Annotated in this window: 9 protein-coding genes; 1 reads left to right on the top strand and 8 read right to left on the bottom strand. The window is 59.5% G+C overall.

Annotation, left to right across the window (positions count from 1 at the left end):
- Positions 1-67: 67 nt before the first annotated feature.
- The 7 genes from FJQ55_RS23110 to FJQ55_RS23080 form a co-directional block, all read right to left on the bottom strand.
- Complete coding sequence (locus tag FJQ55_RS23110) at positions 68-289, bottom strand: transposase (RefSeq protein WP_140832552.1); 222 nt, start codon at positions 287-289, stop codon at positions 68-70.
- A 269-nt stretch (positions 290-558) separates the two neighbouring features.
- Positions 559-1,383 (bottom strand): hypothetical protein, encoded by an 825-nt coding sequence (locus FJQ55_RS23105; RefSeq protein ID WP_140832549.1) that lies wholly within the window; start codon positions 1,381-1,383, stop codon positions 559-561.
- Between the two features lie 70 nt (positions 1,384-1,453).
- The gene (locus FJQ55_RS23100) at positions 1,454-1,879 is read right to left on the bottom strand and encodes a hypothetical protein (protein ID WP_140832546.1); all 426 of its coding nucleotides are present in this window, start codon (positions 1,877-1,879) and stop codon (positions 1,454-1,456) included.
- Positions 1,876-2,385, bottom strand: a complete 510-nt coding sequence (locus FJQ55_RS23095; protein ID WP_140832543.1) for a hypothetical protein — start codon at positions 2,383-2,385, stop codon at positions 1,876-1,878. The genes FJQ55_RS23100 and FJQ55_RS23095 overlap by 4 nt, the downstream gene beginning before the upstream one ends.
- A gap of 35 nt (positions 2,386-2,420) precedes the next feature.
- Positions 2,421-3,617 (bottom strand): coiled-coil domain-containing protein, encoded by a 1,197-nt coding sequence (locus FJQ55_RS23090; RefSeq protein ID WP_140832540.1) that lies wholly within the window; start codon positions 3,615-3,617, stop codon positions 2,421-2,423.
- Positions 3,618-3,711: 94 nt separating this feature from the next.
- Positions 3,712-5,694 carry a vWA domain-containing protein gene (locus FJQ55_RS23085; protein WP_208758267.1) on the bottom strand — a complete coding sequence of 661 codons (1,983 nt, stop codon included), beginning with the start codon at positions 5,692-5,694 and terminating at the stop codon, positions 3,712-3,714.
- A 163-nt stretch (positions 5,695-5,857) separates the two neighbouring features.
- Complete coding sequence (locus tag FJQ55_RS23080; RefSeq protein ID WP_140832535.1) at positions 5,858-6,832, bottom strand: AraC family transcriptional regulator; 975 nt, start codon at positions 6,830-6,832, stop codon at positions 5,858-5,860.
- 1,059 nt (positions 6,833-7,891) lie between these two features.
- Between FJQ55_RS23080 and secD the strand changes: the two genes are divergently transcribed.
- Complete coding sequence (secD, locus tag FJQ55_RS23075) at positions 7,892-10,408, top strand: protein translocase subunit SecD (RefSeq protein ID WP_140832532.1); 2,517 nt, start codon at positions 7,892-7,894, stop codon at positions 10,406-10,408.
- A gap of 39 nt (positions 10,409-10,447) precedes the next feature.
- Here the strand turns inward: secD and FJQ55_RS23070 are convergent, their stop codons facing one another.
- Complete coding sequence (locus FJQ55_RS23070; protein WP_140832529.1) at positions 10,448-10,708, bottom strand: helix-turn-helix domain-containing protein; 261 nt, start codon at positions 10,706-10,708, stop codon at positions 10,448-10,450.
- Positions 10,709-10,814: the final 106 nt, after the last annotated feature.

Raw genomic sequence — 10,814 nt, 5'->3', positions numbered from 1 at the left:
GTTGCTCCCACCGCGCCATTTGGCGTAACAAAAAACGCCGAGGCTCTAATCGCCGCCGGATGAAAGTTCAGTGGCAGATCACTGGCAGGATAAGTTTGCCCTGCCGCGCCATCGTTCGCCAAGTCGAAAGGGTGTTCGCCCGCAACCCATAGCGCTGCGCAACTTCATTGACCGTCGTGCCGGGCCGCAAGCTTTCCGAAACGCTCTTCGCTTTGACCTCGTCCGACCATTGACGATGAACCTCACGTCCAGGCTTGCTAGTTGTGAGAAACTCAAGTGTAGTCTCCATGGAGAAACTCCCGTTCTTCATCCACGGATAAGCCGATCACAGATCAGGCGACATTGGACAACGTGGGAGAAGAACACCGATTACTTTAGATGCATCGTCTCCGGCAATCCAACTCCAATCATATTCAATCATCAGCTTCGTCTTCGACTATGAATACGCCAGGGTGTTAGCCTTTCTGCGCCGGCTGCGCCCATGGCATTCATCAGGCCAACGGGGCCGGATTTTCCCACGACAGCCTGAGTCTTTTGCGGTCTGCAGAGTTGGTTATTTCACGGGTCCAATAGAAAGAGGCGATAGCGAGAGCGTTCCTTCTCCGTTAAGAGTACGTCGTCCGCGCAGCGGTTGGCCTTAACTGCCTGCCATTTTCCGGCCCGCTTCTCGAGCACAGCTTCCAGAACGGCAGTGTCCGAATCCTGTTCGCAAGGACCCCAGTTCGCGGCATCGACAGGCCGTCCATCCGCTTTGCGCCGCACCGCTCCGCGGAAATAGGCGGTCTTGCCATCGCTGCGCAGGAGGTCGACGACGAACACGATGGGGACGCGGTCGTTGAGGTCGGCATTTGCGTTCCTGACTGCATCCAGAAGGACCTTTCTTTCCGGGTCGTTCCTTCCGACGTCGTGCACACCAGCCCGTTCGGCGGTGGAAAGCGCCTTGAAACTTGAAGGCTTGAGCATGTCGGCAAGATCCTGATCGGACCAGTAGCTCCACTGGTCACATTCCTTCGGATCGAAGCTGCCACGACTGTCGAGATCGATCCAGCCATCCACGGGGTCTCGTACAAATCTCACCTGCATGTCGGCCGCCACGGGCGAGTCGGTGCACAGCCTGCGGCGCCCGGGCGAAGCAATCTGAAAGGCGACGAATGCGTTGTCGTCCCCGTTCGCATTGCGGGCGTGGCTCGTATCGAGGACATGGATCTCCGCATCTGCGGGAGGAGCTGACCGATTGAAGAGAATAGCGAGGAGCGCATCGGCGCATGGCGCGGGATCCGTGCCGGTGGGCGGTTGAAGCGCGCCAACTGCCGGAAACGCCGTCTGGCACTCGGTCGCGTGAACAGGCTGATCCATGGACATCACGCAGATGGCGAGTGCCATCGAAGCCAGTTGTGCGTGTATCGTCCAAAGCTTCATAAAGGCCTCCTTTCGGCGTCGTTGCGCCGTCATGTCAATTGATCAGCCTCGCCAGTAAAATCGAAAACCCGAGGCCCACAACGGCCGCAGCGGCACAGGCCAGTGGCAGCAAGAGCGGCAGAAATCCACCAACCATGTCGGCAAGGTATAGGGGGGCCAGAACGAACAGCCCGGCAAGGGACCCCAGACCCGCGGCGACAGCCAGACGGGCCGCCGCGCCCCAACCGCTCCGAGCAAGAGCGACGTCAAGTTTCCCAGCCAGAAAAGCGGGCACACCCCCGATGAGATAGGCGGGTGCCAGCGAACTTGTCAGTAGTGGCAAACCGGTCGGCGAAGCGCAGAAAAGAAAAAGGACAAGCGCCGCTGTCACAGGCGGGACGGTCAATCCCAGAAAGGCAGCATGGAACGGCATCAGCGGCTTCGTCCGCTCTGACGGCTCCTTCCCGACATCATCGGTCACTGTACCGGCACCGACACGCCGTCATAGACGATCGTCGCCACCGTACCGGCTTTCAAAGCTTTTTCGGATACGGGAAGACCGGTTTCATCGTCGATCAGCACCGTAATCATCTCGCCGGGTACATTGCCCGAGGCTTGATACGGGGCAAACTCATAGGCTGTTCCAGCCATGCCCTCGGCAGCCTGGCGGCCTACTAGGCGACATTGGTTGACCGTCTCGGGTGTCGGCGCGCCCTTTTCCATCACTTTGCGCATCGCATCATCGATCACATTTTTCGTCCACGCATCATTGGGGCCAACCCTGCTGAACATCACGTCCTGCGTCACGATCAGTTGTACAGCATCGGTCATCCCCGGGGTCGTCACTGTCTTCTGCATGGCAGGAACTTTCGCCTGCGCGGCATAGGCGTCGAAGATTGCCTGGCAATCCGAGGCGGCATGCACCGCGGGAGCAGCCAGCAGCACAAGGACGGCTACATGTAATGCCGACGGACGGTTTGTTGTCATCTGCTCAAGATCCTCTTCCAGGTTCCGGAAATCACTCACTTGCCAACGCCCATGCCGGGCATGCCAAGCCCCAGGCAGAAGGTGTTGCTGCGCTTGGCGCGCCAGACGCAGGCTTCACCGCCGCCATATTCGGATGCGAAACCGGCAGCGAAAATCCCTTCTCCCCCGGGATTGCGCGCAACCACGGTCCCGCCTTCGGACTTGTCGCTCTGGCCGATTGTGGCGACGGCATTTCCGGCCTTATTGTAAGCGGCCACGCTCCGCTCCTTGCCGACCAGGGCTGCAGCGCCGGTGCCATCGGGCGCAAATACCTGTGCAAGGCCCGATCCATCAGCCTCACTTGAAATCCAGGCTGCAGTCTTGTCGCCGGTGCCAACGCTCACAATACCGGCATCGCCCTTGGCCGGATTGGCGCCGGCGGACACCACTTGCTCGGCGGCATCGTTGAACAGACGCAGGGCCACGCCCTTGCCAGGCAGGGTGCCGAGCGAAGCGGCAGGCTTCTCGCCCTGGCTGAGCTTCAGGCCGAAGAGATCGTCATCCGCGGCGAGATCGGTGGTGCGGTCTCCGGCCTTTATATGCAGGCCCGCCTTGTCGCTGGCGACCACGTACGCACTTGTCTTGGCATCGGCACTCTGCACTTGCAGCATACCACCGCTCTCTCCGATACTGGACGCGAAACCGCCATCCGGGCTGATCGCCGCAATCGCCGCCCCGTTGCCAACAAAGCTAATATGGATCAGGCCCTGCCCGGTCGCGCCCTGAAACACGCTGTTGCCATAGGCATCCACCTCAAAGAGGGGCTTGCCAGAGGCGCTGATCACCTTGAAGGGTGCTTTGGTTTCCCCCTTGGCCTTCTCAAGCGCTTCCACCCGGGCGATCAAGTCGTCAATTCGCGGATCGGGCGCAGGCTTGCCGCCGGGCTGGGCCGCTTCCAGCTGAGCCACGCGTTGCTTGAGGTCGGAAACTTCATTCTCCAGGGCTTCAACTTTGTCTTCGAGCGAGATGAAGCTCTCGTTCGCCTGATTGAACCAATCATAGGCGAACATGGTGTACGAATACATCTGGGTAAAGAATTCACTGCCCTCCAAGGCCAACCCAGGTTCGCTCATATCAGGCACTATATTCAGGTTCTTCGTTAGTTTCCACGGCGGAGGAACCGGCGCCTTGGGCTCGGCCATAGCAATGCCGCATATGAAAAATGAGGACAGGATCACGAGCAGGCGTTTCATGCGATGTCTCCAGGTTTTGCTGGCCGCGAGGAATGAGGGGACAGGATGCCCGTGGTGTGTCTTCAAAGCAGGCTCAAGGTGCGGCGATGGATCGTCATTTCAGGGTAATCCCGGTCTTGAGGGACTGACCTTGTGGAAGGTCGAGCGTTGCTGTTCCCTTGCGCCCCTGCTCGTCGGCGGCAGCAAGACGGTATCGGCCAGCAGGCAGGATGAGGGAATAATCGCGTGATGTGCCAACCTCCACGACCGGTTTTTCCGCAAAACCGCCATCAGCCTGCGCGGCGAAGATCGAAATCAGCACATTCACCGGCGGCAGCGCTCCAGCATCCGGGGCGGCAGAAATCGCCAGGCGGGCGGCAGACAGTTCGATGCGTTCTTGTATTTTCGCGCCCGGCGGCAGGAAAAGCGTCCGCGTCGCCTGAGCCTGCCCGGAGATCAGGGTCACGTCCCACTCACCCGGAAGAAGGGTCAGGCGAGGTAAAGCCTCGGCCTTGCCTTCCAGCGCCGCACCTGCCTTCGCATCGCCGATGAGCCGCACTGGCTTTACAGTCCATGTGGCATCGCGCCAGTCCGTGAAGCCCGGTACGCCGGGGCCGAGGCTGCCCTCCAGCGCAAGCTCTGCGGAGGGAAGATCAAGGCGGGCAACCTTGGTGGCACCGGCCTCTGCCTGAACCGGCATGTCAATGACCGCGCCTGCAATGGTCAGCCGTGCCGTGTAGCTGCCAGCCGGAACGAGGAATGTCGGACGGGGGATGGACTCGGCCGTCCTGTCAGGAATCCCGGCCTGGCTGGCTAGCGTCCATGAGAGGCCCGTGCCGCTATCAATCACCGCGTCCACCCCAGGCAGACCCGCCTCGAGTTTGATCTTGCCGAGCTTAAGATCTGCAACCTTCTGCACATCCTTTCCTGCGACCGCATTGATTGTCGTCGAAGTCCTGAACTCTCCGATCGACGCCAACACCTCATAGCGGCCGGGAGCCAGAAGCGTTTCCGGCGCGATCACGGCATCCAGCACGGCGGGTGCTTGTCCGTCCTTCGGCACCAGCGTCCACGCGGGATCACCCTTTATATCCGTATCGGCAATCTCAAGCCCCTTGGCCGCGATCAAAGAGATGCGAACGAGGCTGGCATCAAGCGGAATATCATGGTGTTCGTCCACACCCCCCGTCACTGTCAGCGCCTTCTCCGCCTGGACGTTTCCGGATGAAAGGCGGACCGTGTAGCTGCCGGGAACAAGGCTGGGCGTAACCTCGGTTCCCTTTCCGGAATAGGCTATCTCGCCACCTGCCTTTACGACTGTGAAGAGAATAGCGCCGGGGACGGCATTGTTTCCGACCATCGCCCGCAAGAGCACAGGCTTCGGCGTCAAAGGTGGCGGATCGACCGGTTTCTGTTCGTGCTCGGCCGATGATTTGTCCGTGACAGCGCCATCCGTGGTCTCCGGCCCTGTCAGGGTCTCAAGCGCCTGCTTGAGATTATTGGCGTTGCTTGTCTCGATGGCCCGTCCGCCGCCCTGCTCGGCAATACAGGCCAGCCCTTTCATCTCGCCCTTCGCCAGGCCAAAACCGACGACATTTATGACCAGGGCTGCATTCGCCTTGCGAAGTGCGGCAGCCACCGCGCAGGGATCCTCATGGCAGGTTTCCAGTCCGTCGCTGACCAGCATGATCGTTCCACCGCCCTGCGGCAGAAGCTGCGCCCCATGGCGCAGTGCACCAGAAAGCGGCGTCTTGCCCTTGGCGCGAAGGGAGGATAACGCCACGCGAATGCCGGAGATGTCCACCGGCCCGAGATTTTGGAGCGTCTCGATGTCGCGGCAATCGCTTTTCCTGCGGTGGCCGTACGCGACCAATCCCACCTGACGGTCGGCCGGAAAGAGTGACAGTGTGTCGAGAAGAATGCGCCGGGCGGCATCAAGCCGCGTTTCCTTGCCAAGTGCGGCAGCCATGCTGCCTGAAGCGTCGAGAACGACGATGACCGGACCATGGTTCGCCGGAAGAAGCGTTCGTTCGGCAGCCTCACCACGCAATGGAGCGCCCAGGCACAAGACTGCGACGACAATTATCAGGCTTAGCAAGTCTTGCCATGCCGGACGTTTGGCAAATGCAACAACCCTTGTTGTTCTTCCTTCCATGCCAAACCCCAAGGCAGCTTCGAGCAGCGAGCGCATATCTCTCATTCGCTAGCATTGAGCGGCGATCTTGGCGTGCGGATTTCATCAAAAACGAATCCGGATTCTGTCAGTCCTGAGTTTGTCGAACGGAGGCCCTGAATTCGCTTGGTTGCATGCCGTAGTGGTCGCGAAAGGCCTCGTAAAAGGCGGAGACGCTCTGGAACCCGCAATCGAATGCCAAGGACACGATTTTGGAGGATCTGTGCTTGCTGTCCAGCAAGAGTCTCGCAGCCATCTCAACGCGTACCGTACGAATGATCCGCGCCGGAGTGGTCTGTTTGCGGGCGAATATCTGGCGAACGGACGAGGTCGACAGACCGAGCTGACGGGCAATTTCCTTTTCGCTAAGCATCTGATCGGAGGCATGGCGTGTTATATAGTTGATCGCCTTGTTGTAGCGGACGTCATTCAAGGTCTCTGCGCTCATGACCTTTTCCCTTCCGCGGCTGTTTACGCCGAGCGCAAGCGCAGCCAAATCGCAGAGTTGATCACCCACAAGCTGAGCAAGGCCTATATCAGGCGCAATACCCAGTGACAGGAAGGTTCGTGCATGCCCTGCAAAGAGGGAGAACGCCGCGCTGTTGGCAGGCAGGACGCGCGGTGTCAGCGCATCCTTGTCGCCGATGATGGAGCTGAGTTTTTCGCGGGGAAGGGCGACTGCCATGATCTCGCCGAGGCGATCCACTTGCGCTTGCAAAGGTGCGTCGGTCGTATGCAGGATTGCGCTGCCATTTCTTGCAACGCATTCCACGCCATTTTGCTGGTACAGCAAGGCTTGTCCGGATAGTCCGAATGACAAAATGACCAGATCAAGGCCATGGTGATTGACGGACATGTCAAAACGACGCGAGCCGCCTTGAAACCGCGTTGCACAAGCTTCGAGAGCAGAAATGTTCTCGAATTCACCGACATGATCGCGAGAATTGTGGTCATGAACCACGTATCCATGTCCGATCAGCTTTCCGTAAGCTTCGTAAAGTTCATCAACGCCCAATACATCATCGCATGTCAGAGAATATGGGCCATGTATCGGAAGCTTCATGCCACCCCTGCCTCATCTTGAAACTGTACGAAGGAACTGTCGGCGTCCGAGCTGGAAGCGGAATATTATGATACCATGAATGAGTTGTGCGCCAATATCAACCGATGGACTACCATCGGATTCAGTCGCTGAACCCAGCCTGAAAATTAGTAAGGGACATCTACGCAATTTTCGTGAAGTGCGTCCATACGCTGGAGATTTTTGCTACGTTTTGGAGTCTTGCGAGAGTTGGATGTTCTTGCGCAAAGCCTGCTTCCGGCCCGCCGGAAAACCGGAATATTCTCGTTCGCGCTATGATCGATTTCATGCCTTCACTACAGATCGGCAGCATCCGGAATGGCTTTTTCAGCTTTGATGTCGGCTATCGGGTCGCATTCGACAAATCCGGACATTCCGGTCCCGGCCCCTCTTGCGGAAATCATTTCCGTTTTGCGCCTTCACTTCGAACCTCCAGATTGACGCTGTTCCTCGGAAGCCGACGTTGGCGATGCGCGTTCTGCCCATCAGTTGAATCGCGGCTAGAAAAACTTTCCAGGATATGAGATTGCTCTGGACAAAGGACGTCCATGGAACTCAATGACATGAGGCCTCGGTCGCCATGTTGGCACCGAACGCACCTCTCGGCCATCATAACAAGCCTGTTCGCGTCGCTGCTTCTGTTGTTCGGCGGCGATGTCTTCGGTCGCTTCCATGCCGGGCTTTCGTCTGATGCTGCCATATCGCGGTCCGATGCAGGACATGCAACGGCTGGCGCCCGAGGTGAGACCCGCTTTCTGGTTTCGTCCGAGCAGTCCTCGCGACCGAAGCTCAGGCCGACCCCAGGCGGTGACGGCTGCCTTGCGCCCGATATCCAAGCCTTGTGGATCTGCCGTTACAGCCATGTCACGCTGCATGTTTCCGGAGACCGTCCGCGCCCACACGCGCCACTGCCATACCGGTCGCGTGCACCGCCATCCATCCAGCAAACCGCCTGATCGTTTCGCCGCCATCGCTTCGATGGCTCGACCCGTTTGTGCCACGGCCCATCATGGCTGCGGTCACAACATGCTGGATTTTTGAATGAAGAACTCGCTTACGAAGGTGATGGGCTATCTGCTCGTCATCGTGCTCGGTCTGCTCGTCGCTTTGCCGAACGTGTTGCCCGATTCCACCCTGTCCCGTCTCCCCTCCTGGCTTCCACACGAACGTGTATCCCTGGGTCTCGACCTGCGCGGCGGGTCGCATCTCGTATTGGAAGTTGATCGTCCCGCCTTGGTGGACGAATGGCTGCAGAGCCTCTCCCAAGAGGCCCGCTCCGCCCTGGTCGAAGCGCGTGTTCAGACACGCAGCGTCCGTCGTGATGGCGATGCCATTGCGATCGTACTCGCCGATCCCGCACAGATGGCGGCCGCAACCGAGGCGCTTTCGGTTCTCAACAACCCCGCCGTTACGCTCGCAGGGGCCGGCGCTCCGGAACTGGCCGTCACCACGTCGGGCGCGGATACGCTTCGGATGGTACCCACAGAACAGGGCATTACGGCCCGGATGAGCCATGCTGTCGAGCAGAGCCTCGAAGTTATACGGCAGCGTGTCGACCAGATTGGTGTCGCAGAACCCACCATCCAGCGGGTTGGAGCCGATCGCGTTCTCGTTCAACTGCCTGGCGAACAGGATCCATCACGCCTGCGTGCCCTCCTCGGCACCACCGCCAAGATGAGCTTCCATCTGCTTGGGGATCCAGGGGCGCCTGGGGTGAAGGCGCTTGAGGACGACAGCGGCCGGAGCTACCCGGTCCAGACAACCGTGCTGCTTGCGGGCGATCGTCTGGTCGATGCCCGGGTGCAATTCGATCAGCAAGACGGCCAGCCCATCGTCTCGTTCCGCTTCGATAGCGTTGGTGCAACCCGATTCGCCCAGATCACGCGCGACAATGTCGGTCGACCCTTCGCTATCGTGCTCGATGACAAGGTGCTCAGCGCACCTGTGATCAGAGAGCCGATCACCGGCGGGGCGGGGCAGATTTCCGGGGAGTTTTCCGTCGATGAGGCCAACACCTTGTCAGCGCTTCTGAGGGCCGGCGCGCTGCCCGCCAAGCTGACAGTCATTGAAGAGCGCACCGTCGGGGCAGATCTCGGAGGTGATGCGATCGAGATGGGCATCGTGTCTGGAATGGCAGGCTTCGGTCTTGTCGTCGCCTTTATCCTTGCCCTCTACGGCACCTGGGGCCTGCTTGCGGTTCTGGCGTTGACGCTGAATGTCGTGCTGACCTTTGCAGGTCTGACCTTGGTCGGGGCAACGCTGACCTTGCCCGGTGTTGCGGGTATCGTGTTGGGCATCGGTTTGGCGGTCGACGCGAATGTCTTGATCAACGAACGCATCCGGGAGGAAGTCGGAAAGGGACGGGGAGCCTTTGCGGCGATCGACCATGGCTTCGCCAAGGCCTATTCCACGATCATCGACAGCAATGTCACGGCCCTCATTGCGACAGCCCTACTCTTCTGGTTCGGCTCGGGTCCCGTGCGCGGCTTTGCCGTCACCATGGGCCTCGGCATTGCCATTTCCATGTTCACGGCCGTTTCGGTCGTGCGTGTCGCGATGGTCGCCATCGCCCGCCGTTACAAGCTGAAGACAATCACGATCAAGCCGCTCCTGCCCTTCAAGCTGATCAAGGACGGTACGAAGATCGACTTCATGAAAGCCCGGCTCTTCGGCATCGCCGTCTCGGCCTTCCTGTCGATCTCGTCGATTATCCTGTTCATCACTCCCGGGCTCAACTACGGCGTCGATTTCAAGGGTGGAATCCAGCTCGAGCTCTCGACGACCGATCCTGCAAACCTGGCAGGTCTGCGTTCCGGTTTGGAAGGCCTGAACCTCGGGGAAGTCGCCCTTCAGGAGTTCGGCGACAGCAATCACGTCATGCTGCGTCTCGAGCGTCAGCCTGGCGGCGAGCAGGCGCAGACCGATGCGGTCTCGAAAGTTCGCGAAACGATCCAGATAATCGATCCCTCCGCCAAGATCGAACGCACGGAAGTGGTCGGTCCCAAGGTCAGCGGTGAATTGGCAACGGCGGGTCTGACCTCGGTCATCCTCGCATCGCTCGCCATGCTCATCTACATCTGGGTGCGCTTCGACTGGCCATTCGCGGTCGGGGCGATCGCCACGTTGATCCTCGACGTAACGAAGACGATCGGCTTCTTTGCGCTGACTGGACTTGATTTCAACCTGACGGCGATTGCCGCACTCCTGACCCTGGTGGGCTATTCCGTCAACGACAAGGTCGTCGTCTATGACCGCATGCGTGAAAACATGCGCCTTTACAAGGCGATGCCTTTCCGCGATCTGATTAACCTGTCGATCAATGAAACGCTTGCCCGAAGCCTCTACACATCAGCTACGGCCTTTCTGGCGATGGTGCCGATGGCGATCTGGGGTGGCAGTGCGGTCGAGAGTTTTGCAGTGCCGATGGTCTTCGGCATCTTCATCGCGGCATCTTCGTCGGTCTTCATCGCAGCGCCGATCCTGCTTTTCCTCGGCGACTGGCGGACACGACGGAAGATCCGACTGGCAGGCAATCTGCCGGAACAGCAGGCCGCTTGATTTATCGGGGCGGGCGCGGACAGTCGGGCCCGCCTTGCCTCACGCCGTGGCGGAAGAACAGCAGCAAAGGCCTGGGCAACCATCTGCATTGGTAAAGCGCAGGCCGGCTTTTTCGAAGGCGAGCCGCAATTGAGCCTCCGTCGAGCGATGCATGCCGTGGCGCTGGCCTTCGAAGTCGCGGATCGTGCTGCGGGAGACAAGTGAATGGGACGCCAGGTCTTCCTGGGTCCAACCGAGATAACCGCGTGCGGCACGACACAGGGCGGGCGAAAAAACTGGGTCTGTTTTGGGTTGATCCATGCCCGAAGTTGCCTACATAGGGTAATATCGTCCATTTAGGGCATAATTTTTGTATTTCCAGCCCGGGTATCTTCTGCGGCGACGATCATTGAGAGGAGCTGGATTT

Source organism: Rhizobium glycinendophyticum (genome assembly GCF_006443685.1).
Classification (GTDB): Bacteria; Pseudomonadota; Alphaproteobacteria; order Rhizobiales; family Rhizobiaceae; genus Allorhizobium; species Allorhizobium glycinendophyticum.
Note: the sequence above shows the minus strand (reverse complement) of the source record. Positions and strands in the feature narration are given on the sequence as shown.

What these genes read in the sequence shown, in the direction of transcription:
- FJQ55_RS23110 (WP_140832552.1), bottom strand. Translation starts at nt 289, where the DNA reads ATGGAGACTACACTTGAGTTTCTCACAACTAGCAAGCCTGGACGTGAG.
- FJQ55_RS23105 (WP_140832549.1), bottom strand. Translation starts at nt 1,383, where the DNA reads ATGGCACTCGCCATCTGCGTGATGTCCATGGATCAGCCTGTTCACGCG.
- FJQ55_RS23095 (WP_140832543.1), bottom strand. Translation starts at nt 2,385, where the DNA reads ATGACAACAAACCGTCCGTCGGCATTACATGTAGCCGTCCTTGTGCTG.
- FJQ55_RS23090 (WP_140832540.1), bottom strand. Translation starts at nt 3,617, where the DNA reads ATGAAACGCCTGCTCGTGATCCTGTCCTCATTTTTCATATGCGGCATT.
- FJQ55_RS23080 (WP_140832535.1), bottom strand. Translation starts at nt 6,832, where the DNA reads ATGAAGCTTCCGATACATGGCCCATATTCTCTGACATGCGATGATGTA.
- secD (WP_140832532.1), top strand. Translation starts at nt 7,892, where the DNA reads ATGAAGAACTCGCTTACGAAGGTGATGGGCTATCTGCTCGTCATCGTG.
- FJQ55_RS23070 (WP_140832529.1), bottom strand. Translation starts at nt 10,708, where the DNA reads ATGGATCAACCCAAAACAGACCCAGTTTTTTCGCCCGCCCTGTGTCGT.